At 43.5% G+C, this 26503-nt stretch carries 22 protein-coding genes; 12 read left to right on the forward strand and 10 right to left on the reverse strand.

Annotation, left to right across the window (positions count from 1 at the left end; genetic code table 11):
* Nucleotides 1–63: 63 nt before the first annotated feature.
* Together B0E43_RS02670 and B0E43_RS02675 are read left to right on the forward strand one after the other, a co-directional pair.
* Complete coding sequence (locus B0E43_RS02670; protein ID WP_077346574.1) at nt 64–417, forward strand: DUF4296 domain-containing protein; 354 nt, start codon at nt 64–66, stop codon at nt 415–417.
* Nucleotides 417–2804, forward strand: a complete 2388-nt coding sequence (locus B0E43_RS02675) for an endonuclease MutS2 (protein WP_077346575.1) — start codon at nt 417–419, stop codon at nt 2802–2804. Before B0E43_RS02670 ends, B0E43_RS02675 begins: the two co-directional genes overlap by 1 nt.
* A gap of 44 nt (nt 2805–2848) precedes the next feature.
* Here the strand turns inward: B0E43_RS02675 and B0E43_RS02680 are convergent, their stop codons facing one another.
* From B0E43_RS02680 to B0E43_RS02705, 6 genes are all read right to left on the reverse strand, one after another.
* Nucleotides 2849–3331 (reverse strand): hypothetical protein, encoded by a 483-nt coding sequence (locus B0E43_RS02680; protein WP_254423346.1) that lies wholly within the window; start codon nt 3329–3331, stop codon nt 2849–2851.
* 147 nt (nt 3332–3478) lie between these two features.
* Nucleotides 3479–4099: an ATP-binding cassette domain-containing protein gene (locus B0E43_RS02685; protein WP_077346576.1), complete on the reverse strand. Its 621-nt coding sequence runs from the start codon at nt 4097–4099 to the stop codon at nt 3479–3481.
* Between the two features lies 1 nt (nt 4100).
* Nucleotides 4101–4880: an acyl-ACP--UDP-N-acetylglucosamine O-acyltransferase gene (lpxA, locus tag B0E43_RS02690; protein WP_077346577.1), complete on the reverse strand. Its 780-nt coding sequence runs from the start codon at nt 4878–4880 to the stop codon at nt 4101–4103.
* Nucleotides 4877–6271: a bifunctional UDP-3-O-[3-hydroxymyristoyl] N-acetylglucosamine deacetylase/3-hydroxyacyl-ACP dehydratase gene (locus tag B0E43_RS02695; RefSeq protein WP_077346578.1), complete on the reverse strand. Its 1395-nt coding sequence runs from the start codon at nt 6269–6271 to the stop codon at nt 4877–4879. Before B0E43_RS02695 ends, lpxA begins: the two co-directional genes overlap by 4 nt.
* A 127-nt stretch (nt 6272–6398) precedes the next feature.
* Nucleotides 6399–7421 carry a UDP-3-O-(3-hydroxymyristoyl)glucosamine N-acyltransferase gene (gene lpxD, locus B0E43_RS02700; RefSeq protein ID WP_077346579.1) on the reverse strand — a complete coding sequence of 341 codons (1023 nt, stop codon included), beginning with the start codon at nt 7419–7421 and terminating at the stop codon, nt 6399–6401.
* 15 nt (nt 7422–7436) lie between these two features.
* Nucleotides 7437–8669 (reverse strand): HD domain-containing protein, encoded by a 1233-nt coding sequence (locus B0E43_RS02705; protein ID WP_077346580.1) that lies wholly within the window; start codon nt 8667–8669, stop codon nt 7437–7439.
* A 59-nt stretch (nt 8670–8728) separates the two neighbouring features.
* Here B0E43_RS02705 and B0E43_RS02710 point away from each other — a divergent pair, with 59 nt between their 5' ends.
* From B0E43_RS02710 to B0E43_RS02720, 3 genes are read left to right on the forward strand one after another with little or no spacing between them, the layout of a single operon-like run.
* The gene (locus tag B0E43_RS02710; RefSeq protein ID WP_077346581.1) at nt 8729–10288 is read left to right on the forward strand and encodes a bifunctional response regulator/alkaline phosphatase family protein; all 1560 of its coding nucleotides are present in this window, start codon (nt 8729–8731) and stop codon (nt 10286–10288) included.
* Between the two features lie 7 nt (nt 10289–10295).
* Nucleotides 10296–10727 carry a tRNA (adenosine(37)-N6)-threonylcarbamoyltransferase complex ATPase subunit type 1 TsaE gene (gene tsaE, locus B0E43_RS02715; RefSeq protein WP_077346673.1) on the forward strand — a complete coding sequence of 144 codons (432 nt, stop codon included), beginning with the start codon at nt 10296–10298 and terminating at the stop codon, nt 10725–10727.
* Nucleotides 10717–11928, forward strand: coding sequence for an alanine dehydrogenase (locus tag B0E43_RS02720; RefSeq protein WP_077346582.1), 1212 nt, complete (start codon nt 10717–10719; stop codon nt 11926–11928). The genes tsaE and B0E43_RS02720 overlap by 11 nt, the downstream gene beginning before the upstream one ends.
* Here B0E43_RS02720 and B0E43_RS02725 read toward each other — a convergent pair whose 3' ends face one another.
* Nucleotides 11929–12402 carry a response regulator gene (locus tag B0E43_RS02725; RefSeq protein ID WP_077346583.1) on the reverse strand — a complete coding sequence of 158 codons (474 nt, stop codon included), beginning with the start codon at nt 12400–12402 and terminating at the stop codon, nt 11929–11931.
* A gap of 206 nt (nt 12403–12608) precedes the next feature.
* On the opposite strand from B0E43_RS02725, the gene B0E43_RS02730 reads away from it, so the two are divergent.
* The 5 genes from B0E43_RS02730 to B0E43_RS02750 all read left to right on the forward strand — a co-directional run bounded on the left by B0E43_RS02730 (nt 12609) and on the right by B0E43_RS02750 (nt 19403).
* On the forward strand, nt 12609–14885 hold the full coding sequence (locus tag B0E43_RS02730; protein WP_077346584.1) for an Rv1355c family protein: 2277 nt from the start codon (nt 12609–12611) through the stop codon (nt 14883–14885).
* 2 nt (nt 14886–14887) lie between these two features.
* Complete coding sequence (locus B0E43_RS02735) at nt 14888–15598, forward strand: hypothetical protein (protein WP_077346585.1); 711 nt, start codon at nt 14888–14890, stop codon at nt 15596–15598.
* Nucleotides 15591–17702, forward strand: a complete 2112-nt coding sequence (locus B0E43_RS02740; protein WP_077346586.1) for a 7TM diverse intracellular signaling domain-containing protein — start codon at nt 15591–15593, stop codon at nt 17700–17702. The genes B0E43_RS02735 and B0E43_RS02740 overlap by 8 nt, the downstream gene beginning before the upstream one ends.
* The gene (locus B0E43_RS02745) at nt 17695–18792 is read left to right on the forward strand and encodes a hybrid sensor histidine kinase/response regulator (protein ID WP_077346587.1); all 1098 of its coding nucleotides are present in this window, start codon (nt 17695–17697) and stop codon (nt 18790–18792) included. The genes B0E43_RS02740 and B0E43_RS02745 overlap by 8 nt, the downstream gene beginning before the upstream one ends.
* 71 nt (nt 18793–18863) lie before the next feature.
* Nucleotides 18864–19403: an inorganic diphosphatase gene (locus B0E43_RS02750; protein ID WP_077346588.1), complete on the forward strand. Its 540-nt coding sequence runs from the start codon at nt 18864–18866 to the stop codon at nt 19401–19403.
* Between the two features lie 16 nt (nt 19404–19419).
* Here B0E43_RS02750 and B0E43_RS02755 read toward each other — a convergent pair whose 3' ends face one another.
* Both B0E43_RS02755 and B0E43_RS02760 read right to left on the reverse strand, forming a co-directional pair.
* Nucleotides 19420–19878, reverse strand: a complete 459-nt coding sequence (locus B0E43_RS02755) for a hypothetical protein (protein ID WP_077346589.1) — start codon at nt 19876–19878, stop codon at nt 19420–19422.
* Entirely contained in the window at nt 19865–20470 is a 606-nt protein-coding gene (locus B0E43_RS02760; RefSeq protein ID WP_077346590.1) for an ACP phosphodiesterase, read from the reverse strand. The genes B0E43_RS02755 and B0E43_RS02760 overlap by 14 nt, the downstream gene beginning before the upstream one ends.
* Nucleotides 20471–20532: 62 nt before the next feature.
* Between B0E43_RS02760 and B0E43_RS02765 the strand changes: the two genes are divergently transcribed.
* Nucleotides 20533–22458 carry an AAA domain-containing protein gene (locus tag B0E43_RS02765; protein ID WP_077346591.1) on the forward strand — a complete coding sequence of 642 codons (1926 nt, stop codon included), beginning with the start codon at nt 20533–20535 and terminating at the stop codon, nt 22456–22458.
* A 144-nt stretch (nt 22459–22602) separates the two neighbouring features.
* Here the strand turns inward: B0E43_RS02765 and B0E43_RS02770 are convergent, their stop codons facing one another.
* On the reverse strand, nt 22603–23745 hold the full coding sequence (locus B0E43_RS02770; RefSeq protein ID WP_077346592.1) for a DEAD/DEAH box helicase: 1143 nt from the start codon (nt 23743–23745) through the stop codon (nt 22603–22605).
* 212 nt (nt 23746–23957) lie between these two features.
* Here B0E43_RS02770 and B0E43_RS02780 point away from each other — a divergent pair, with 212 nt between their 5' ends.
* A complete protein-coding gene (locus B0E43_RS02780) occupies nt 23958–26501 on the forward strand; it encodes a c-type cytochrome (RefSeq protein WP_077346594.1) in 2544 nt (847 codons plus the stop codon).
* The last annotated feature ends 2 nt before the right edge of the window (nt 26502–26503 follow it).

Raw genomic sequence — 26503 nt, forward strand, 5'->3', positions numbered from 1 at the left:
TATAAAATTTGAGTTCAGTAATCGGTCCGGACATTATCAGTTAAAAAAACCTAATTTTGAAGCGTGAAACGAATTCTTACCCTATTACTTTTCCTGATTTTCCTTGGATCCTGCGACCGGAATTCCCCACCACCGGGGATTTTGTCTGAGGACGAAATGGTCAAAGTCCTGATAGATATCCAATTGACTGAGGGAATCGCAAGTTCGCTTCCCATTCCCTATGACTCTTCCCAGGCTCTTTATGCCTTGATGGAGAAAGATGTTTTTATTAAACACGCTGTGGAAGATTCGGTTTTCACCAAAAGTATGTTGTTCTACCTCCAAGATGCCGGGAAAATGAACCTAATCTATTCCAGGGTAATTGATTCCCTGACGGTCCATGAATCCATTCCGGGAAATGAAATGGACTTATTCTGATGCTGTACCCATACAACCTTGATCAAAAGATCAATTTTGTCAAAATCAAAGACCTTCTGAAAGCAGAATGTACTTCTACCTTGGGGCAGGACTATGTGGACAAAGTTTCTTTTTCCTCGGACTTCAATCTGGTCCAGAGGCTGCTAGATCAGACAGAGGAATTCAGACAAATTCTCATTTCAGGAGAGATTTTCCCCAATTCCAACTTTACCAACCTGAATCCTTACCTGGAAAAAGCCAAACTTGAAGGCGCATTTTTGGATCAGGAGGAATTTTACGAGGTAAAACTTGCCCTCCAAACGCTTCGCAGCTGTGTTACCTTTTTTCAGAAGTACGGAGAAAATTACCCAACACTAAGTGCGCTTTTGGGCTTGCTTCTTGACTTGGATATGAATTTGCTCAAAGCGATCGACCTGATCATTGATGAGAAAGGCAAAATCCGCAGCAATGCCAGCAAAGAACTCCAATTGATCAGAACTCAGCTTTTGTATGAGGAAGGCAGGCTGAGAAAAGTAATGGAGCGGATTTTTAAGGATGCCAGGGCTAAAGGCCTGACTCCTGAAGATGCTTCCATGACGATCCGAGGCGGTCGAATGGTTATACCGGTAGCTGCCGAAAACAAACGGAAACTCCGTGGATTTATCCATGATGAATCAGCCACGGGCCAAACCGTGTTTATGGAGCCCGAAGAAGCCCTGGATATCAACAATGAAATCCGGGACCTGGAATACATGGAGCGTCGGGAGATTATCCGAATTCTGACCAAATTATCAGACCAGCTTAGACCTGCGATTCCCGCTTTGAGAAAAGCTACCAATTTCCTCGGTTTGATGGATTTTATCCGTGCCAAAGCCAGATTTGCCCAGAAAACGGATAGCTGTAAACCAGAACTGGTTAAAGAAAGAACACTTAACTGGAATAGAGCCAGACACCCGATATTGGAAATGGCGCTGAAGGCTCAGGGGAAAAAGATTATTCCGCTTGACATCAGACTTGGCGGCCACGAACGGCTTTTGGTGATTTCCGGACCCAATGCGGGAGGTAAATCCGTGACTTTGAAAACAGTGGCTCTGCTGCAATACATGCTTCAATGTGGGTTGTTGATTCCGGTGCATCCGGATTCCAAAAGTTCACTTTTTGATAATTTTTTCATCGATATTGGTGATGAGCAAAATCTGGAAAATGACCTGAGTACCTACAGCTCCCATTTGATGAGCATGAAACACTTTACCCAGTTTGCAAACAAAAAGACAATACTTTTTATAGATGAATTTGGAACTGGGACTGAACCTCAATTTGGTGGAGCAATTGCAGAATCCATTTTGCTTTCTCTGAATAAGCTAGGAGCTTTTGGTGTAATCACCACGCACTATGGCAATCTGAAGCAAGTCGCAAACAAAAATCAGGGACTTGTCAATGGGGCAATGCGGTACGATGTTGATCAGCTTGAGCCCCTATATCAATTGGAAATCGGCAAACCTGGGTCCTCTTTTGCCTTGGAAATCGCTTCAAAAATTGGCCTATCCAAGGAAATTTTGGCTTATGCTAAAGACCATATTGGAGAAGAACGAGTGAGGTATGACCGACTTCTGACCCAGTTGGAAAATGAAAAAAACCAATATTCAGGTTTGCTAAGAGAGGTTAAGGAGAAAGACAAGCTTCTTCAATCCCGATTGAAAGAATACAACCAACTCAAGGAAACCTTGGAATTGACCAAGAAACGCTATATCCAGGAAGCCAAACAGGAAGCGAAGGCCTTGTTGGATCAGACCAATAAAAAAATCGAGGCTACTATCCGGGAAATCCGTGAAGGAAAGGCTGAAAAGGAAGTGACCAAGCAGGTCAGGCAGCAATTGGCTGAGTTCAAAGAAGAAGTGAAGCCGGAGAAAACAGCAATCAAAGATCCCGAGATTCTGGTGATCGGTGGAAAAATCGAACCGGGAGATTGGGTGAGGTTAAAAGATAACGGAGCCGTAGCTGAAGTCGTCGCAATTAAAAACAAGGATGTGGATGTGACGATCGGGGATCTAAAATCCAACGTGAAGCTTTCCCGTCTCGAAAAGATTTCAAAAACTGAGGTCAAAAAGGAGCTCAAAGCTGTAGAGAGAAGAGGGAATTACAATACCAACGAAAAGATGATGGACTTTTCCCCAAATCTTGACCTAAGAGGTAAAAGGGGAGAGGAGATCCTGCCTTTGATCCAGACTTTCATCGACGAAGGATATATGCTAGGTGTGAAGGATCTTAGAATCGTCCACGGAAAAGGGGATGGAATACTCAGAGAAATTACCCGAAACCTGCTCCGGAATATGCCCCAGGTAGGCAAGATGGAAGACGAGCATGCAGATCGTGGAGGCCCTGGAGTCACATTGGTAACCATGAAATAAAAAAGGGAGCTTCAAAGCTCCCTTTTTGATTCGTTGATTTCTAATTATTTTTTGATCAGGTCAAAGACATAATCTCCAGCTACAGCGAGTTGTCCATTGATCCTGGCACCCGGAGCAGGAATTGAAAACATTAATTTAAGGTTGCTGCCTGATTGGGTGAAAGAGATTTCTCTCGTCGCTGCAGGCTTAGTGCCAGCCAGGGTAAATTTATCAAAGTTAGTTCCTGCAAAAGCCCAATTCCCATTGGCATCAAAGAGGTCATTGCTGTTTTTGGAAGTATAAGTTTTTGAAGTTCCGGAATTGAGGATCAATTCAAAGGTGGCGTAAAGGTTCGTGACGTCAGTACCTCCTCGTGTTACCTTTCCGCCTCCTGCTGTTCCCCAAGCCTGTGTACCGGTACCTGTCAAGGCTTCTGTGGCGATCTGCTCTGGGGTTTTGGGAGGTGTGGGTGTTGGGTCATCACCACAAGCTTGCATTCCCACTATTGCCAAGGCCACTAAGGCGAATTTCCACAAGTTCAATTTCATATGATTATAATTTGCATTTCAAAGGCCATATGGAATGTCCTTGATAATCATTCCTCTATGTGAGAAGACTTCTCATGGGCATTTCATAAAAACTTAATTAGAATAGTGTAAAATTAGGGATATCGCTGAATGATCAAAGTGTAATTTCTACTTGAAATCTTCCAGTGAGAGTTTTTGTAAACAAAACTCATATTCCCGGGGCTCATTGGAGCAGACGACCAGGATCCGGTTATTCTGGTATTTGTCTATCAAATCGAGGTACCAAGCAATTCCTTTTTTGTCCAGATTTGATGTGGGTTCATCCAGCAAAATGAGTGGAACTTCTGAAAAAAGCGCCAATCCCAGTTTTAGCCTTTGTTTCATTCCCGAGGAAAAATGGGAAACGGGTTTGGTCAAATGTTGATCCAGATAGAGAAATTCAACCAGTTCCTTTGGCTGAATTTGATTTAGTGGATTTTTAAAATTGAAGTGAAAATTAATCAGTTCCAAAAGATTGAATTCCTCCGGAAGCTCCAAGTAAGGGGCTGATATTGCCAAGAATCTATACCAATCCGACTCCGGGACAGGCGAACCTTCATGTTCAAAGTTGATGTCGCCGGATGTAATGGGAATGGCTCCGGAAATACACTTCAACAAAGTGGACTTCCCGGAGCCATTTCCTCCTGTGATCGCCAATGAATCTCCCTGGGCAAGTTGAAGGCTTAGATTTTTAAAAATCCACTCGTATTGAAACCGCTTGGAAGCTTCATGCAACTGGATTTTTAGCATATCAGTTGATGTATCCTTTCATCACTCCACGTTCAGAGGAACGAATGAAGTTCAATATTTCGTCCCGTTCTTTGGTGGCAGGCAAGTTGATTTCAATTTCTTCCAAAGCCCGGCTATTATTCATGCTGTTAAGAAAAAGGTATCGATACACTTCCTGGATATGCGAAATTGATTCGCTGGAAAAACCTCTTCTTCTTAATCCCAAAGAATTAACCCCCGCATAAGAAAGCGGCTCTCGGGCTGCTTTGGTAAAAGGGGGGACATCTTTTCGGACCAAAGATCCGCCAGAAATCATGGCATGCATTCCTACTTTAACAAACTGATGGACAGCACTTGATCCACCGATGATTGCCCAATCGTCAATGGAAACATGGCCGGCGATCTGAACAGAATTTGCAATGATCACATTGCTTCCTATCACGCAATCATGCGCTACGTGTACGTAGGCCATCAAAAGGCAATTACTTCCGATCACAGTGGTTTGCTTATCAACAGTTCCACGACTGATGGTCACACATTCCCTTATCGTGGTATTATCTCCGATGACTACAGTGGAGTCTTCGCCCTGAAATTTAAGATCCTGAGGGACACCTGCAATGACAGCTCCAGGGAAAATCCTACAGTTTTTGCCGATTCTTGCGCCAGGGTATATGGTGACATTGGAGCCAATCCAGGTATTTTCTCCAATGGTCACATCACCATGAATCATGGTAAATGGGTCCACATGAACGTTGCTCCCCAGCTGCGCTTTGGGATCGATTTGAGACATGGGGCTGATCATGATTCTTTTCGGGTTATGCTGGCGGTCATTACGGCTTCACAAACAAGTGTATTTCCAACATAGGCCTCGCCTCTCATTTTTGCAATGCCTCTGCGGATTGGAGCTAAAAGTTCACATTTAAAAACTAGGGTATCGCCTGGCAATACCATTTTTCTGAATTTGCAATTTTCGATTCCGAGAAAATAAGTCCAGTAATTTTCAGGATCCTCCACTGTGCTCAATACCAAAATACCTCCGGTTTGGGCCATTGCTTCTACCTGAAGGACCCCAGGCATCACCGGATTTCCAGGGAAGTGACCCATAAAAAATGGTTCGTTCATGGTGACATTCTTCACTCCAGCAACTACTGTTTCATCCAGATAAATGATTTTGTCAATCAATTGGAAAGGATATCTGTGAGGTAAAATATTGCTGATCTGGTTGATGTCCATCACAGGAGGGAGCTTTGGATCGTAGTGAGGAATATGCGATGCACCAGCTTTTTCCATGGCCCTTTTAAGCTTTTTCGCAAAAGCCACATTGGCTGCGTGCCCAGGACGGGCTGCCAAAATCTGAGCTTTTAAAGGCCTTCCCACCAAAGCCAAATCTCCGACCACATCCAACAACTTGTGACGTGCAGGTTCATTTCTGTACCGGAGATCGACATTATTCAATATTCCTTCTTTTTTGACCTCGACAGTCTGCTTATTGAACATTTTGGCCAGGTTGGCCAATTCTTCTTTCTCCACTATCCGATCCACTACGACAATGGCATTGTTCAAATCCCCGCCCTTGATCAGGTTGGAGTTGTATAGCATCTCCAACTCATGGAGGAAACAAAAGGTCCTGCAAGAAGCAATTTCTGTCCTGAACTGACTGATATCTGTGATTGAAGCATGTTGACTTCCTAGGACAGGGGAATTGTAATCTACCATTACGGTCACACGGTAATTATCCGTAGGCAAAGCCACCATTTCCACTTCACGGGCGGAGTCTTTGTACTGGATGCTTTCCTGAACTTCAAAAAATCTGCGAAGGGCATTTTGTTCCTCAAAACCTGCCTCTTCCAAAACTTCAATAAACTGAATAGAAGAGCCATCCATAATTGGAGGTTCAGGACCATCCAATTGAATCAATACATTGTCAATCTCCAGTCCCACCAAGGCCGCCAATACGTGCTCAACAGTATAAACTCGTGCTCCATTTTGCTCCAGGGTCGTCCCGCGGGATACGTCCACTACCAAATCGCAATCTGCATCAACAGTCGGTCTTCCTTCGAGGTCAACACGCTGGAACTTAATGCCGTGGTTAGGAGGGGCAGGAACAAAAGTCATATTAGAAACTACTCCGGTGTGCAATCCTACACCGGATAGTTCCACCTGTTTCTTGATGGTATGCTGTTTTACTTTCATATGATTATAATTTGCCCTTTAGAGGCCATATGGAATCTCGCATGGTTGACAATCATTCTAGTGTGTGACTGTTAGCGACGCTCGATTTCATGTTTGGTTTTCCTTGCGGAATTTCAGGGCAGCAAAATTAGCCCTTTTTTTCCAGTTCTTTGACTCGCTTTTCCAGTGCATCCAGATTTTTGAACAAGGTATATGATCTCAAAAAATCCTTCCCTTCCATGGCCATGTAACCAAACAGTGTTTCACCGGGTTTTTTGATGGATTTGCTGATCCCTGTATTAGCTCCGATCGTGGTGTTATCAGCGATTTTTATGTGTCCGACAATTCCGGCTTTACCTGCTATTACGCAATTTTTCCCGATTTCGGTCGAACCTGAAATGCCAGTTTGTGCAGCGATTACGGTATTTTCCCCGATGATCACATTGTGGGCGATCTGAACTTGGTTGTCGATTTTGGCACCTTTTCGGATGATGGTCGAACCCATGGTGGCACAGTCCACTGTGGTGTTGGACCCGATGCTCACATTGTCTTCCAATATCACATTCCCGATTTGAGGAATAGCCTTATATGTCCCATCTGATTGTGGTGCAAAGCCAAATCCATCTGCACCGATTACAGCTCCTGGGAATATTTCGCAATTGTTACCGATTTGGGTGTCTGAGCAGATTTTGGCTCCGGAATGAATAATGCAGTTGTCACCTATCCTTACATTATCACCAATGAAAGCCTGAGGATGGATTTTTACATTATTTCCGATATGGCATTTTTTACCAATGTATGAAAAGGCTCCCCGGTAGCAGTTATCTCCGATAGTACTGCTGGAGTGAATGTAACTTGGCTCCTCCACGCCAACCAGCATGGCTTTGGTAAATTGGGAATAGGCTTCCAAAAGTTTAGTAAAACCCAAATAAGCGTCTTTTACTCGGATCAGGGTGGTTTTGAAAGGTTTGGATGGAATGAAATCCTCGGAAACGATCACCGCAGTTGACTCCGTTTCGTATAGGAAGGATTCGTATTTTTCATTGGCCAAAAAACTGATCCCGCCTGGTTTTCCCTCCTGGATTTTGTCCAGACGGTTTACCTTTTGGTTTTGATCTCCTTCTGCTTTTCCCTCTAAAAGTGCAGCAAGTTGGCCTAAAGTGAATTCCATAGTCGGCTAATGGATTTATTGGGTTAAAATTAGGTTTTTGGCTTTACAAACGTAGTGTTTCTCCACGATCTTGCTCATTACTTTGATATTCGGTAGGTCCGCTGCAGTGGCCACATCCATTACTTTTCCTTTTTTGGTGAGGATATTGATGCGGTCTTTAGCCAAATATCCATAATTGCTTACAGTCCCAGAGCAAAAAAAGTAGTCGATGTCGTTTTCCGGAATCTGGAGTTTTTTTCGGGTTTTCGCCTTCATGTCTTCAATTTCTGAAAGAGAAAAAGGCTCATTTACTAGGTTGATTTTGAAAAGGTTACGGGTCAAAAACATTTGGGAAATATTTCTGAGGACATAATCCTCGTGTCTTTTCCAAAGTTTGATCGCCCCCCAGATATCAAAGTCATCCAGGCTCAAAAAGTTTTCAAGTATTCTCCTGTCTTTTTTGAAATCCTCCAGCCTGAAATCATTTTTCATAAAAAACTCAAATTCCTCACTGACGGTGAAACTCATCCCAGACTGTGCCAAATATTTTGCGCGTTGGATGAGATTTATGAGCATTTTTTCAGCGCTTACGGTCGTTTTATGAAGGTAAACCTGCCAATACATCAACCGGCGCGCACTCAGGAAATTTTCGATGGAATAAATCCCTTTTTCCTCGATGACCAGTTGACCGTCTTTGACATCCATCATTTTTATGATGCGATCAGCTCCAATGGTACCTTCCGAAACTCCCGTAAAGAAACAATCCCGCTGAAGATAGTCCAGACGGTCTATGTCCAATTGACTGGAAACCAGTTGATTTAGAAATTTCCTGTCATATTGATTCTTAAAAATTCGTAAAGCGAGGTCCAATTTGCCACCTAATTCTTCATTAAGGAGTTCAATAGTCAGGAGCGAGAGTTCCTCATGGGGGACGCCTTTGAGGAGACTGTATTCTAAAGCATGTGAAAAAGGGCCATGACCGATGTCATGAAGCAAAATTGCAATCAGGGCCGCTTCATATTCTTCCTCGGATATTTCGGTGCCTTTAATTCGTAGATTGTCCAATGTTATGCTCATCAGATGCATGGCTCCGATGGCATGGTGGAATCGGGTATGAAGTGCTCCGGGATAAACAAAATCGGTCAAACCCAACTGCTTGATCCGGCGTAATCTCTGGAAATAAGGATGGTCAATGATCGTGAAAATCAACTCACTGGGAATGGTAATGAATCCGTAAACCGGATCATTGAGTATTTTCTGGCTTTTCAATCAGCGCTCATTTGATTGACTCAAAAGTAATTATAATTTTAAAAGAAAGGGAAACCCAAATGTCTCAAAAATCAACAATCCTCTGGGCCGACGATGAAATCGACCTGCTCAAGCCGCACATTCTTTTTTTGGAACAAAAAGGCTATGAGATCACTACGGTCAATTCCGGAATAGATGCTATCGAGGAAGTCGAGGGACGGAATTTTGATGTGATTTTTTTGGATGAAATGATGCCGGGAATGACAGGCTTGGAAACGCTTCAGCAAATCAAGCAGATCAAACCTCAGATTCCAGTGGTGATGATAACCAAAAGTGAGGAGGAGCACATCATGGATGACGCGATCGGAGGAAAAATCGCCGACTACCTGATCAAGCCACTCAATCCGAATCAGATTTGGCTTTCTGTAAAGAAAATCCTTCAAAATAAGCAACTGATAGACACCAAGACGACTCAGAGTTATCAGCAGGAATTTATGCAAATCAGCCTGGCATTGGGAGATGCCCGTGATCATCGGGATTGGGCGGAGTTATACCGAAAGCTGACTTTTTGGGAATTACAGATTGATTCTACGGAAAACAAAAACATGCTGGAGGTACTCGAAAACCAAAAAGCGGAAGCAAATTCCTCATTTGCCCGGTTTATCAAAGAAAATTACTTGGACTGGATGGATCAAGCCAATGCTGATAAGCCTCTGTTGTCACACCAGGTTTTGAAAGAAAAAGTCTTTCCGCTATTGAAAAATAAGAAACCGGTGTTTTTGATTGTCATAGACAATCTCCGGCTGGATCAATGGGAAATTTTGGAGAGTTTGTTGAATCCCTACTTTAATGTGGAAGAAAAGGATACCTATTTCAGCATTCTGCCGACCACTACTGCTTTTGCCAGAAATGCTCTTTTTAGCGGGATGATGCCGATGGATATGGCAAGGCTATACCCCAATCTTTGGGAAGATGAAGACACGGATGAAGGGAAAAATAATTTTGAAGAGGAATGGATCCGGATCAATTTGGTCAAAAACCGACTTTCCGCCAAATTCACCTACAATAAGATCCTTCAGACAAACCAAGGCAAGGCAGTCTTGGATCAGTTTCATACTTTCCTTCAAAACGATCTGAATGTATTGGTTTACAACTTTGTGGATATGGTGTCTCATGCCCGCACCGATATGAAAATGATCCGCGAATTGGCACCGGACGAATCCGCCTATCGGTCTTTGACCAGGAGTTGGTTTGAGCATTCTTCTTTGTTTGATTTATGCAAAAAAATCCAACATGCCGGTGCGGATGTGATCATCACCACGGATCATGGCACCAAAAAAGTGAACAAACCCTACCGAATTATCGGAGACAAAAATGTGACAACAAACCTCAGATATAAGCAGGGGAAAAACCTGAATTTCGAGCACGGCAAAGTGTTTGAAATCAAAAAACCTGAGGATGCCAAACTGCCCAGACTGAACGTGTCAACTTCTTATGTTTTTGCAGTGGAAGACTATTTTTTCGCTTACCCCAACAACTACAATTATTATGTCAACTATTATAAAGACACTTTTCAGCACGGTGGTATATCTTTGGAGGAAATGATTGTGCCATTGGTTCACCTTTCCTCCAAACGCTAAATTGCCCTTGCTTACCATTCAATACCGATTAGATCAAATTCAAGAGGCTGCCCGCCAGATTATTGCAGAAGCGGGGGAGGATAGAATTTGGGTTTTTCAGGGCCAAATGGGTGCCGGAAAAACGACAATGATCAAAGCCCTCGCCAAGGAAATGGGAGTGAAAGATCAGGTGAGCAGTCCCACATTTGGCATTGTCAATGAGTACGAGTCGTCCGTCGGAGCAAAAATTTACCATTTCGATTTTTATAGATTGGATGATCCTACCGAGGCATTGGATATCGGAATAGAAGAGTATTTTTATGGTGGGGATTATTGCTGGATTGAATGGGCTGAAAAAATAGCCCAGTTTCTCCCAGATTCATTTCTCCTGATCAGGATCAAGCCTGAATCAGAAATCAACAGAACAATCACACTTCAACATTCCCGAAATGCCGACTGAATTAACAGAACTCACTTCTGTAGGGCTGGTACCAAAAGAATCTCCTATGCAGGTGAAAAAGGGGCCAAAACCACTTCATGTTGGACTTCCAAAGGAGGTTTCTACCCAGGAAAAACGTGTTGTTTTAACTCCCGAAGCGGTAGGATTACTGAGCAACAATGACATTCAGGTGGTAGTGGAGACTGGAGCCGGGCTGGATGCAAAGTTTTCAGATCAGGATTATTCGGATGCAGGTGCCAAAATTGCCTACTCCCGAAAGGAAGTGCTCTCAACTGATGTCGTCCTAAAAGTCGATCCACTTACCATTGAGGAAATTGCAGAAATGTCACCTGGAAGCTGCTTAATCTCAGCATTGCAGCTTGAAAAACAGGATGCAGAATTTATCAAAGCCCTGAATGAGAAAAAAATAACTGCTGTAGCATTTGAATACCTGGAGGACAAAGTCGGTGGGATGCCTGTTGTCAGGGCCATGTCTGAAATCGCAGGAAGTACCGTAATGCTCATCGCATCAGAATACCTCTCAAGTGTCAACGAAGGGAAAGGCTTGATTTTGGGCGGGGTGACGGGAGTGCCTCCAACCCAAGTGGTTATCATTGGTGCTGGTACAGTGGCAGAGTATGCCGCCAGAACTGCGTTGGGTTTGGGAGCAAATATCAAGGTTTTTGACAATCATATTTACAAACTAAGGAGGATCAAGCAGTTGCTTGGCCAGCAGATTTATACCTCCACGATTGATAATTACAGTTTGGGCCAAGCCCTTGCAGAAGCGGATGTGGTCATTGGGGCATTGCGGGCAGAAAAGGGTAGAAACAAAATCGTGGTGACCGAGGAAATGGTTGCCAATATGATACATGGCAGCATCATCATTGACGTGGGGATTGATCAGGGCGGATGCATCGAAACGGCCAGGATGACCTCCCATGATGAGCCGGTTTACCTGATCCATGATATCATCCATTATTGTGTACCCAATATTGCCTCAAGGGTGGCCCGTACGGCTTCTTATTCTTTAAGCAATATCTTCACGCCGATAATTCTGCAAATGTCGGATTTGGGAGGTGCGGAGGAAATGATATTCAATTACAAATGGTTTCTCCGGGGTGTTTATACTTACAGGGGAAGTCTCACCAATGCATTTTTAGCGAGAAAATTTGGCTTGAATCACAAGGAACTTCAGCTATTGCTGGCTGCAAGGTATTGATCAGGAAAGGAGATTTTGCCGGAGTAAAAATTCGAGCTGTTCGTTGGCTTTAAGCAATGCCGAGGTTAGTCTTTCATTTTCTCTCCGAAGTGCGTAGACCTCAAAAGCATTTTTAATGACTGTCCTTAGGTAATCCTCCTCCCAGGGTTTGGTGAGGTAATGATAAACTTGACCTTTGTTGATAGCGTCAATAACGGCCTGGATGTCAGTGTATCCGGTCAATAAAAGGCGGATTGGTTTAGGGTAAATAGGGATGATGCTTTCCAAAAATTCAACGCCGGTTTTCTCCGGCATTCTCTGGTCAGTTATAATGATATCGATTTCCTCTTTCTCTAGAATTTCCTCTCCAACCTTTGCAGAAATAGCCAGAAATATTTTATAATCCCTTCTAAAAGTCGCTTTAAAGGCTTGAAGATTGTTTTCTTCATCGTCTACGTAAAGTATTTTAATTTTTTCTTCCGGCTGATTTTCCATCCAAAGGGGCCTTAAAGGGGCTGTTTTTGTCACTCCAAATAATCTGTTTTTCGGATAAAAAACAAACTTGAAAGATTATCTAGTCAATACTTTCGCTAAAGTAGGCAGTTTTTAGTTCTTTTTTGATGCAAATTTAAGTACTAATTAATTTGACTTCATTGTGAAAAAATTAACTTTACCCAGCTTTATCACCCTAAAGTCAATCTATGTTTACCAAACCCAGGATTGGTCTCCAAAATCAAACCCATCCCTTAATTTTCAACCCAAAAAATTTATATGATTGGGAAGAAATACAAGAACTTCGAACAAATGATTATGTACTTGTTGTCGACGAAATCGATAGCCAAGTATGTGATTTGATTAAAGCTGAAAACCCTGAAGTTCAACTTTCCAAAAGTGAAATTGCAGGTAAACTCAATGACTTTTTCAGTGAAATTGAAAAGGACCGATTTGGCAATTGGGTGTTTTATCCTTGGAAAAATACACTAGTCCATATTTTGCCCGAAATGGAATTTGTTCGGGTAAGAACCCTTCGAAACAATTATAAAATTACTCCATCCGAACAAAAAGATTTAGGGACTAAAATAGTAGGCATAGTGGGTCTTTCTGTCGGCCAGAGTATTGCACTCGCTATGGCCTTGGAAAGAAGCTGTGGCGAAATGAGACTTGCAGATTTTGACACCCTTGAACTTAGCAATTTAAACAGGCTAAAGGCAGGCGTAACGAGTCTTGGCATTGAAAAGGTGGTGATTGCAGCCCGTGAAATTTCTGAAATAGATCCGTACTTGAAAGTCACCCTGTTCCGGGAGGGAATTAATGAAGAAAACATAGGTGATTTCTTGCTTAAGAGCGGGAAACTTGACCTTTTAGTGGACGAATGTGACAGCTTAGATGTCAAATTGCTGTTACGGGAAGAAGCAAAAAAGGTGGGTATTCCGGTGATGATGGATACCTCGGATCGGGGAATGCTAGACGTGGAGCGGTTTGATATCGAACCGGATAGACCACTTTTCCATGGAATGGTCGAAGGAATTAATAAAGCGGAGCTGGCCAGCCTTTCCAATAAAGAGCGTGTAGCTATTGTTCTGAAAATCACCGGTTTGGAGACCCTTTCTCTCCGGATGAAAGCATCTTTGTTGGAGATTGGTTCGACGATCACTTCATGGCCCCAGCTCGCTTCCGGCGTTTTTTTAGGCGGTGCATCTGTGGCCCATGTTGGCCGAAGATTGCTTTTGGGTGACCATGTTCCATCCGGGAGGTTTTACGTCGACTTTGACGACCTGGTCAAAATCGACCAGCCCCAAGAATTTGCGGTCCTTCCTAATTACCAACCTGTTTCAGAGATTTCAAAGAAGATTCTGGATCAAGTGCCGGGTCATATTCTTCAGTCTGGTTACATTCTTTCACCTGAAGAGCTAAAAATGATCCTTTCCTTTGCCAATATGGCACCCTCTGGGGGAAACATTCAGCCATGGATTTGGGTGTTTGACCGCAAGGGTGTCTTGCATCTTTTTCACGACCAGAAAAGGAGCCGCTCAATGCTGGATTTTAAAGGGACTGGATCTTTGATCGCATTTGGTGCTGCACTAGAAAATTTAAGGCTAATCACTGCAAGAGAAGGAATTGAGATCGAAATCATCAACCATATCCGTGAATTTGAACAGGACCTGATCTGTTCAATTCGCTTTGTGGCAAAATTCAAAAGCCCTCTTCAGGTGCCTTTCTCAGAACTTGCAGCGGGGATTACCCTCCGTTGTACCAACAGAAAAAACACAGGCAGACAATTGCTCGATTCTGCGCAATTGCAGGAATTGAGTTCTTTGGCTCAATCTAACGGGATTTCCCTCAAAATCACCGAGGATGCTAAAGATCTCGAAAGCCTGGCCGAAGTTGTTGGCGGTATGGATAGGATGAGGTTTTTCCACGAAGAGGGACTGATGGATTTCATCAAAGAAGTGAGATGGACGGAAAAAGATGCCATTGAATCCAAGGATGGGATAGATATTGCGACACTAGAAATGTCAGCAACCGAAAGGGCCGCCATGGGCTTGTTGAAAGATCCGAGAACGGTTCGGTTTTTCAGGAAATTTTTGATGGGATATGGACTAACCAAAATATCTAAAGATACCCTCACTACTTCATCCGCAATTATGTTGCTACAGGGGAATGAATTTTCTCCCATTAGCTATCTTGAAGGAGGTAAGGCATTGCAAAGAATCTGGATAAAGGCAAATATGATGGGGATTAGCGTACAACCCGTTGCGGCAATGCTATTCATTTTCCAAAAAGTATTCAAAGAGACGGACCACGGATTTACTAAGAATGAAGCGGAGGAAATCAAAAAATTGAAAATTAAGTTTGACAGCCTCTTCAAAAGAGAATTGGGGATGCAGGATTTGTTTATGTTTAGGCTAAACAAGGCTGGAGAACCAAGTGTTCGGGCCTATCGCCGCGATGTGGAAGAAACCTTAATTCTGGTTTGACAATGTTTAAGTTCAAAGCATTTAGGGCAATTGAGGAACCGGACAGGTGTGAAAAATTTGTAAAAGGCCATGCAGATGTATTGAAACAATACGGCGTAACCAAAGTAACCTCCTCGAACAACGATTGGACCACCAATCCATTTGTATATGTGGTGACGGTGGAGTTGAAAGATACAGAAGAAGTAGTGAGCGGGCTAAGAATACACATAGCCCATCCCGATTACCCTCTGCCAATGGAGATGGCAGTTTCACAGGTGGATCATAAGATTTTTGGACTTGTTAAAGATTATTCTTTGGAAGGTACCGGGGAGGTTTCGGGACTTTGGAATTCCAAATCTATATCAGGATATGGAGTAGGTGCAGTGTTGTTGATCCGTGCGGGAATTGCAATCGTCACTCAGTTAAAATTGGGATCACTCCTGGCTTTGGTGGCCGAATATACCCTGAAACCTTCCCTTCAAAAGGGGTTTGAAATCGAGGAGGGAATTGGAAATTCCGGGACTTTTTTTTATCCCAAATTAGATTTGGTAGCCACTTCTATAGTAATGAAAGATCCCTATAATCTGCCGAATGCAGATCCAATTGAGAGGGATGTTATTCAAGATTTAAGGAATAATTTGCAATGCTCTAAAATTGAAACAGGACCAAAAGGAGAATTTTTGGTTGAATACGACTTAGTACTTTCAAATCCTGAATGGAGAAAAGATGTATAAAACATTTGCGATATTATTTAGTCTCTTACTTTTTGTTCCCAATAAATTTTTTCTTGAAGAAACGACAAGTAAAATTGAATGCTTTTCCTATTTGCTAAAAGAACAGGACATCAGTGTCACAGAGGTTCTGAAGGAAACTGACTTGTTTTTATATAATAATTGTTCGGAATATAATTTTGGAATCAACAAACAGGCAGTTTGGATAAAAATTGAAACCGAGGACATATCCGGATTTTCAAATCCGCTCCTAGTGTTGAATTCCTCCTCACTTGATTATGTCTATTTATATCCGGTAAAATCTGGAGAAGCTGAAAGAGAATTGGTGAGTGGTAGACTGACAGGCATTGAAAAAAGATATTTCAATTCACATAAGATTGTTTTTCAGCTCTCTGAAACAGAAAAGGAAGCAGATTATTTACTCCTTAAAATTGAAAATACAGATAAAAAAATATTTACCGGATACCTGACTGAGGACTCCCATTTTAAATCCATCATAGATTTTGAAAACATCCTGTTTGGGTTGTTGACCGGTGTGTTTGTTGGTTTGTTTTTCTATAATCTCTTCTTGTACTTTTCAGTCAGGGATAAGATTTATTTGGTTTATGTGCTACATACGTTGCTGGTATGGATGGCGCAGGCTTCGATCCTGGGTTTCACACAAGTTTTGTTTTGGCCGGAATGGGATTGGATGAATTCCCGATCCATTGTTATTTTTTCCTCACTCGTAAGCATTGTAGGGATTTGGTTTTTGAGGATTTTCCTGCAGACCAAGCATTTTGTTCCGAAACTTGATTTGGGCTTCAATTTCATTTATGTCGTCTACTTGTTTATTCTGAGCAATGCAATAATTTTTTCTACCACACTGAGTTACCAGGTGATCCTTGTGACGCAGTCTGTGGTTGTGCTATATGTTTTGTTTGTGGCTTGGGCCACACTCAAAATGGGCTATCGTCCCGCCCGGTATTATCTTTTGGCCTGGTCAATTTTCATGATCGGTATTTTCCTTTTCGTATTGAGTGAGATGGGAATCATCCCTACCAATAACCTGACGGCTTATATTATGCCATTAGGTTCTGCTTTGGAAGTTGTGTTGCTTTCTTTTGCCCTGGCAGATAAAATCAATATTCTTAAAAAGGAAAAAGAAGAAGAGCAAGCCGAAAAACTGCAGGTACTCAAAGAAAATGAGAACTTGATCCGTGAGCAAAACAACATGCTGGAGGAAAAGGTCAGAATCAGGACAGATGAACTGGAATTGGCGCTGAGGACACTTCAAAATACCCAAAGCCAACTCGTGAATCAAGAAAAAATGGCTTCCTTGGGTCAGTTGACAGCTGGAATAGCACACGAAATAAACAACCCGATCAATTTTGTGAGTTCAAATATCACTCCGCTTAAGAGGGACATAAAAGACATCATGGAGGTCATCGAGTTTTACAGGAATTCAGGTGAAAGAGAGTTTACGGCATCTACCAAAAAGGAAGCAAAAAAGCTCGAAGAGGATCTTGAACTTGACTATGTGCTTGAAGAAGTGGAGCAATTGCTCAAAGGCATGGATGATGGAGCTAAGCGGACAGTTGAAATTGTAAAAGGTCTCCGGATTTTCTCCCGAGTGGATGAACAAGATGTCAAAAAAGTGGACCTTCACGATGGCATCAACAGCACCTTGATTTTGTTGAACAGTACGATTCCAGGCAAAATCAGAATTGTCAGGGATTTCGGTGAATTGCCAATGGTGGAATGTCTGGCCGGTAAGATCAACCAGGTTTTTATGAATATCTTAAACAATGCTGTCCATGCATTGGCTGACCACCTGGATAAAATAGCTGATCCCAAAATCACAGTCCGGACAAAGGCCTTTACTGATCATGTGGTAGTGGAAATTGAAGACAATGGCCAGGGTATGCCGGAGAATGTCAAACAGCGGATTTTTGAACCTTTTTTTACAACAAAGCCAGTTGGAAAGGGTACAGGTTTGGGGCTTTCCATAGTTTATTCTATTATTGAAAATCACAAAGGAACCCTGGAGGTAAACACCGAGGAAGGTCAGGGTACTACTTTTATAATTTCACTTCCGATATACCAAAATGCCCCAAAGTATGAGTGATAAAATTCACGTGCTCTATATCGATGATGAGGATAATAACCTCAAGTCATTTAGGGCTACCTTGCGAAAGGACTTCAGAATTTTTACTGCGATCGACGCTGAAGAGGGGCTAAGAATAGCTCAGGAAGAGGAAGTACATGTAGTCATTGCCGATCAGCGGATGCCGGGAATGACAGGTACTGAATTTTTTGAACGGATGGTCAAAATCAACCCCGATCCGATCAGAATCCTGCTTACAGGCTATTCTGATATAGCAAGTGTGATTGATGCGATCAACAAAGGGGAAGTTTACCGCTTCATTGACAAGCCCTGGAATATTGAGCAAATCAAAAATTCCATCAAAAACGCCGCGGATATTTACTTCATGAGACGGGAGCTCAAGGAGAAAAACCTCAAGCTTCAAAAATTGCATTCCGAAATGAACCAGTTCGTCTATAGCCTTTCCCACGAACTCAGAGGACCTTTGATGAGTATTTCAGGGGTTTCAAAACTGGCGAAAATGGAAATTAACGAGCCTAATGTCCTGGAATATTTCGAAATGATTGATTCTGCCACAGGAAAATTGGACGACTTCATTTACAAGATGCTCGACTTTTACCGGTCTACTAAAATCGACCATAAAATCACACAAATTGATTTTAAAGACATTATCAATCAGCAGATGATTGCCTATAGGGAGAAGTTTGACCTGACTCATTTCCATATTGAAGTCCAAGTCAACCAACAAAATGGGTTCTATTCGGATGATGCCAAAGTCCGCGTGATACTCAATAACCTTTTTAGCAATGCTGTTCAATTTCAAAAGGATAATTCTGGTCAAAAACGCATCAGCCTCACCGTTGATGTGATCGAAGATCAGGCAGTCATCGTTCTGGAAGATAATGGAATTGGGATCGAAGAGCGTTTTAGAGAGGAAGTATTCAACCTTTTTGCAAGAGCCACCCAGAAGAATGTAGGCACTGGATTGGGCCTTTATATGGTCAAAGAGGCTGTGGAACAAATGGGAGGTAAGATAAAATTGGATTCTGAATTGAATGAAGGGACAACTATGACGGTTACCCTCCCGACCTTGAATAAAGGATCGCTTTAAAGGCTGAAAATTGCGGCGGGATTGTATCTTTGCGCCGGCAAGAGGCCATTTTTTATCAAAAAAGAACAACTATGATTAATCCCTGGCATGACGTCAATATCGGGAAAAATGCTCCTGAATATGTAATGGGCGTTATTGAAATTCCAAAAGGTTCGAAAGGAAAATATGAACTCGACAAAAAAACCGGCATGCTGATGCTGGACCGAGTTTTGTTTTCGGCCGTTCACTATCCTGCAAACTATGGCTTTATCCCGCAGACGTTTTGCGAGGACCATGACCCTTTGGATATTTTGATTATTTCGCAGATCGACATTCCTTCCATGACCCTGGTGCCCGCCAAAGTCATAGGTGTCATGCGCATGATTGATGGCGGAGAAGCGGATGATAAAATCATCGCTGTTGCTGCCGGTGACCAGTCTGTTAATTATATCAATGACATTGACGAACTTCCTCCTCATTTGATGAAAGAGGTTCACAGATTTTTTGAAGACTATAAAAAACTGGAAAATAAGGAAGTGAAAGTCGAGGACTTTCTCGGAAAAGAAGATGCCATGCGGATTATCCGCGAAAGCATAGAACTTTACGACAAGAATTTCAGAACAAGAAAATAACCCGAAGCCTGAGTAATCAGGCTTTTTTCATTTTGAGCATCTGCTTAGCAGCTTTTTTCTTGAGGTAATTGATCAATTCGGTATAGGCCTCGTGCTCGTGGTTGGAAACCGAAATCGAGTTTTTATCGGAAAAAGCAATAGTCACCTGTTTAAATTCCTTTTTGTTGGCCAGGACAGTTTCTTCTTCCCAGGCTAAAATCTCAGTTACAGGATAAACTTTTGTCATTCTTCTCAGAGGAAGCCTGACGATAATATGATCTTTTCCGGCTGTAATAAATCTCCATCCCGCCATCATTTTCACCAAGAGCATCAGGATGACCACTGTGATCAGAGAGCATGAAATCAGATAAAACCAAAGGCCAAATGAACCTTTGTAAGTAAAATCCCGCATCAAAAGCACCAATCCTACAATCAGGACCAGCAATACTAAACTTAAGGAGATGTAGGTGGAGATTTTTGGCTTAATGGCTACCATGAATTCGCTGCAGTTCGGTGAGTTTTTCTCGCGCAAAAGTCTCCAATTCCCTGAAGAAAGCGAAGAAAATCACCTCAAATTCTGCTTCTTTTTCCAGCAGCACTTCAGTGGCCTCATTCATTTTGGAATCAAAAATTGTCCGGCGGGTGAGACCGTTCAGGGTTTTTTGGATGCCGGATATTTCCCGATAATGATACAGCCAATTCTGGGTTTTCATCCAGTAAAACATTTCCACAAACGAAGGAGGAAGCACATTCAAATGTTTTTCTATGGTTTCATAGGTCTCGTTTACAAATTTTTCCAAGGGAATGTCAGAATAGTTTTTCCAGTTTTTCCCCAGAAAGTAGTCAAAAAATATATCCGTAATCACCGTGGAATAATGCCTGAATTTGGGTCTAAGGTAGGACTGGCTGGCTTTAACCAATGGATGCGAGTCTGTAAACATATCGATCTCCCGGTGAAGTAAAATTCCGTTTTTTATTTCGCACCGATACTGCAATAGGTCTTTTCCTTTGATGAAATCGGCGGCGAAATTCCCCAACAGGATTCCTTCCTGACCAAAAGAGAGATAGGCGTGGGCGAGAAAGTTCATGTTGTGTTAAGATGGATAAACCCTAAGACTTTTGCTTAGTTTGTACCCTAAAATAAGGATTGATGCCGAATATCATCGAAGAACTCAAGCAAGGTCTCAAACTTCTCAAACTCGAATGGTCAGAGGATCTGGCTCAGTACAAGAAGAAGTTTCTCAACACCTCACTTGCCGACAAGAAAAAAGAAGGGATCACCTGGCATCCCATCCAGCTTAAAAAGAGCAAGATAGGAATGGGTGAGCGCCTTTTAGTGGAAGTGGAGCGCTTGGATTCCAACTATCCTTCGGCCTTTTCCTCGGGTAAATCGGTGACTTTTTTTTCCACACACGAGGGATATCAAGGGGCCGAAAACCGAGTGAACGGCGTGGTGAATCAGGCAAAGAAAGATTCTATGGTCGTGACTCTACAGGCGGATGAGCTTCCTGAATGGATGCAGGACACCCGATTGGGAGTGGACCTGTTGTTTGACGAGGCAAGTTATCGGGAGATGGAGTCGGCTTTGAAGAAGGTTATTGCAGGTGAAAATCCGAGGCTTGCAGAACTTCGGGATATTGCCTTAGGGGAAAAAAGTCCAAAATTCAGGGAATTACCTCAACTTGAACTTACTGGCTTAAACTTTTCTCAAAATCTGGCTTGTCAGAAAATTGCCGAGGCACAAGATTTTGCCATTGTTCACGGTCCTCCGGGGACTGGAAAAACGACTACGCTAATTGCAGCCATTTCTCAGGCAGTAGAAAGAGGGTTGAGTATTTTGGTCACTGCGCCCAGCAATGCAGCTGTGGATTTGATGGTGGAAAAGTTGGTGGACGCTGGCATTTCCACCCTTCGTCTCGGTCATCCTGCAAGGGTTGAGGAAAAGATTCTCAACCAGACCTTGGACGCAAAAATCGCTTTCCATGACAGCTATCGGGATCTGAAAAAACTCCGAAAGGAAACTGAAGCTTACCTCAAAATCGCCCAACAATACAAGCGGCACTTTGGTCCTGAAGAGCGTGCGCAACGCAAATTGATGTATCAGGAAGTTTCCCGAAGCCGTGAGGCTGCCGGACATCTGGAAGATTACATCCGTTCGGATATTTTTCAGAAAACTCAAGTTTTTGCCTGTACGCTCGTGGGGGCATCTTCTTTTCACCTGAAGGGAATGCTATTCGATGTGGTGTTTATAGATGAGGCTGCACAAGGTCTGGAAGCAGCAACCTGGATCCCGATTTTGAAAGCAAAAAAAGTGGTGTTTGCCGGTGACCATTGCCAGTTGCCACCGACGATCAAGTCTTTTGAGGCTTCCAAGGCTGGACTTTCGGTCACGCTTTTTGAGAAAATCATCCAGCGTCAACCACAGACTGCCCAAATGCTTCAGGTTCAATACCGGATGCCTGAGGATATCATGGGCTTTTCCAATGGATGGTTTTATGAAGGAAAATTGCAGGCGGCGGAAAATACCAAAACGCATGCTTTTTCTCCTGATGAGCCAGTTCTTGAGTGGATTGATACGGCGGGTTCTGGATTTACAGATCAAGTTGAAGCTGAGAGTTTGAGTACCTTCAATCCCGATGAGGCCCGTTTTGCTTGCACGTATTTAAATGACACGATCAAGCGAATCGGCTTTGCTCGATTCAAGCAGGAAAACTTGACAATCGGATTGATCGCCCCCTATTCTGCTCAGGTCAGAATGCTGCGAAACCTGATTTTTGATACCTATGAATTTCCAAATCTAAAGGCCTTTGCAGACTTGATAACCATCGATACGGTGGATGGATTTCAGGGACAGGAGCGGGATCTGATGCTGATTTCTCTGACCCGATCCAACGACAAGGGAGAGATTGGATTCCTTTCAGATACCCGCAGGATGAACGTGGCTCTGACCCGAGCCAAGCGCAAACTTATCCTGATCGGCGATAGTGGTACTTTGGCCCAAAACCCGTTTTTCGATTCGCTTTTAAGGTATTTCGAAGCGAAAGGAGCCTACCGAAGTGTGTATGAGTTTTTGTAGAGCAGGGAGGTTTGGAAGTTTGGAGGTAGGATGTGGGCTGTACCACTTCGGTATTCGGCGTTGGATATTCGGTGTTCGATATTTCTAGAGTTTTGGGGCTCAATTCAGCCAAGTATCCGTAAATCGTAAATCAAAAATCTCAAATCAGGTGGTCGTCTTTTCAAAATCCTCCGAATCCAGTAATTCTACCCGTTTTCCCATTTTCTTCTGAATCACTTTGAAATGGTGCAGTTCCTCCGGAGTGATTAAGGAAATGGCTTCTCCTTCGGCTCCGGCACGCCCTGTTCTTCCGATTCGGTGGACGTAGTCTTTTGGAGACCGGGGTAGTTCATAATTGATCACCAATGGCAAAAACTGGATGTCAATCCCTCTGGCAGCAAGATCGGTAGCTACCAAGACCCGGGTTTTTCCGGACTTAAACTTGGCCAAAGCCTCAGTTCTAGCTCCCTGACTTTTATCTCCGTGAAAAGCTACGGCATCAATTCCGTTTTTGCTAAGCTTGGCAGCCACATTATCCGCAGTTCTGATCGAGGAAGCAAAGACCAAAATCTGCTTCCAATCACCTGAATTGATTAAGATCCGTAAGAAAGGTCCTTTGTTTTCGGGACTGACCCGGTAGGCTTTTTGGTCAATTAGTTCTGGCGTGAAGTTGTCGGCTTCCACCTGGACTCTCACCGGTTCCTTCAATAGTTTTTGGATCAATAATTCCACCTCAGAATCCATGGTTGCCGAAAAGAGGATGTTCTGTCTTTTGCCAGGCAAAAGTTCCAGAATATGCTCCACTTCTTCCCGGAAGCCCATGTTCAGGACTTTATCGGCTTCATCCAAGACCAGTGTGTGAATCCGGGAAATACCGATTGAGTTTCTTCCGATCAGGTCGATCAGGCGTCCGGGAGTCGCAATCAAGATCTCAACTCCATGAAGTTTCATCATTTGTGGATTAATGGAAACTCCCCCAAACACGGCCATTGATTTGATTTTTCGGGGTAAAAAGCGGCTGAAATTTTCCGCAACTTCCGCCACCTGCACCGCCAGTTCCCGGGTAGGGACAAGAACCAAAACAGGCACAAAGCGCTCTTTTGGGGCCTCTTTCTGAAGCAGGCGCTGAAGTATCGGCAGGATATAGGCGGCTGTTTTTCCGGAACCTGTAGGAGCCAAACCAAGCAGATCTCTTTGCTGAAGGATAGCAGGAATTGCCTCATTCTGGATCGGGTAGGGGCTTTCGTACTTGGCTCTTTCGATCGCCTGGAGCAATTCTTTGGTCAGTCCTAAATCGGAAAAATTCATATTGGGTGATTTTTGACAAAGTTAGGAGAAGTAGGCGAAAGGCTGCCTTTTTTTGGGTAGAGTTGGCTTGCTTTACCATATAAGTCCCCAAATGATCCTTCCGAAAGATTGACCTTGTAAATCAGCCGAATTAAAACCAAATTAGAAAAACCCTGCTGAGTGACAAGGCTTTTGCTTTGTCGCCGGACCAAACCCAAAATGCCTGAGTAACCATGCTTCGAAGTAGCTTCTTTTGTTGTGCGGTCGTGCTTATGTTCTTTTTTGCCTGCAAGGAGCCGGGGCCACTTCCCGAAACTCCCGATAGCCCCACCCGAACCGCTGAAGAAGAGGCCGGGACTTTCCAGATTGAACCTGGATTTGAAATTCAACTTGTGGCTTCTGAACCTCTAGTGGAGTCTCCTGTGATCATTCAATTTGACGAAGACGGACGGCTTTGGGTCGTGGAGATGCGCGGTTACATGAATGACATGGAAGGATCTGAGGAAAAACAGCCTGTTGGTTCTGTGGCGATTTTGGAAGACACGGATGGAGATGGGGAAATGGACAAGCGCACGGTTTACCTGGATTCATTGATCATGCCGAGGGCTTTGGGACTTTTCAAAACTGGTGCCTTGATTGCCGAGAACAATGCGCTTTGGATCACTCAGGATTTGGATGGAGACTGGAAGGCTGATTCTAAAATTCTACTCGACTCTACTTATGCGGCCAATGGAATCCCTGAGCATTCTGACAACGGTTTTGTCAGAAACGTGGACAACTGGTATTACAGTGCCAAGTCAAGCCTACGGTACCGGTTTCAAGAGGGGACTTGGATCAGAGACTCCACCGAATTCCGCGGGCAATGGGGAATTTCCCAGGACGATCAGGGTCGCTTGATTTACAATTACAATTGGTCACAACTACATGGAGACCTAGTCCCCGCCAATTATTTATCCCGAAATAAGAACCACAAACCTTCTACCGGTATAGATCATGGATTTACCATTGACCGGAAAGTTTTCCCGATCCGTACTAATCCGGCCGTCAACCGTGGGTACATTCCGGGGACGCTGGATTCTGCCGGACGTTTGCTGGAGTTTACCTCAGCATCGGCCCCGACAGTCTATCGGAGTCATCTTTTTCCGAAGGAATATCTGGGAAATGTATTTGTGATGGAAAATGCCGGTAATCTGGTCAAGCGCAACGTGGTGACTGAAAAGGGGATCTTGCTGGAAGCCCAGGATCCCAATCCGGGAAGGGAATTTTTGGCCTCCACAGACGAGCGGTTTAGGCCTGTCCATGCCACAGTCGGCCCGGATGGGGGATTGTATCTGGTGGATATGTACCAGGGAATCGTCCAGCACGGTTCGTACATGACGCCTTACTTGAAGGAGCAAACCAAAAAGAGAGGTTTGGATTCCCCCGGCCATATGGGCCGAATCTGGAGAGTGGTACCAAAAGGGTTCGATCCAAAACCTTTCCCTAAACTTTCTCATGCCAGTTATTTGGAATTGGTGAAGTACCTTTCACATCAAGACGGTTGGTTTCGGGATATGGCACAGCAGATTTTAGTGGAAAGAAAAGATCCTGCTTCCGTAGCTCAATTGATTGAATTGATCAAAAATGGAGAATCCGAATTAGGCAAATTTCACGCAATGTGGTCGCTCGAGGGGATGGGTAAAGTCAATCCGGACCTTTTGCTAGAAGTTTTGAAAAGCGGTTCAAACTTGCTCCAGACCACGGCCTTGAGACAGCTAGAAAAACCAGCGCTTTCTGATTCAGTTCTTCTTTTTCGATTGGAAAAAGTCATTTCGGAGCTGTCAGAAAACTTTTCTGAGCATTTAGCACTTCAGCTGGCCTTGAGTGCCGAAGTCTTGGGGAAAGAAACCAAAGTGGATTTGCTTTCTCAAATCATCGAAAAATACGGGAACTTAGCACTGATCCGGGATGCAGTTTTGAGCAGTCTGGAAGGACAGGAATATGACTTTTTGCAAAAATTGGCAGCAGAAAAATCTTGGAAGGAAGCAAGTTCTGACAAAGAGATTTTTTTAGAAATGCTCACCACTGCTGTAGTCAACAACGGGAATTCCGAAGAAATCAGCGGGCTTTTGACATTGGCTGATGAGCCGGAAATGGGCTGGAAAGAAACTGTGATCTTGACTGGTATGGCAATCAAAGCCGCAGATGCCGAGACGCCTGGGCTGGTAAGCTTGAAAAGTAGTCCAAAGATTTTCAGCAGATCCGATCTTCCATTAGAACAAAACAGGGTAGAAATGCTGAAAAGACTTTTTTCTTGGCCCGGACATCAGCCATCGAGCACGATTGCATTGGCGGGAAATCTCGATGAAAAAGCCATGAAGCAATTCGCCAACGGTCGGCAGAAATATATGGTTTCCTGTGCTGGTTGTCATGGCAGCAATGGTAAAGGAATAGCCAGAATGGGCCCACCTTTGGTAGGGTCAGAATGGGTTCTGGGAAATGAAATACGGCTTGCTTTGATTCTTTTACATGGCATAGAAGGCCCGATCGAGGTTTCAGGGAAAAAGTATGATGCTCCGGAAATCCTTCCGGTGATGCCCTCTCACTCCACGATGGATGATGGTGACATTGCGGCGATTCTTACTTACATCCGAAATGAATGGGGAAATCAAGCTCCACCTGTAACCGGCAGAACTGTCAGCTCGACACGTCATCTCAATCAGGGAAGAGTTTATCCCTGGTCAGCTGTAGAATTGAAAAAACACATGGAAAACCTAGCCTCTGCTCCTAAACCCTAACC

Origin of the sequence: Algoriphagus sp. A40, assembly GCF_002002735.1 — a bacterium.
Taxonomy (GTDB): Bacteria; Bacteroidota; Bacteroidia; order Cytophagales; family Cyclobacteriaceae; genus Algoriphagus.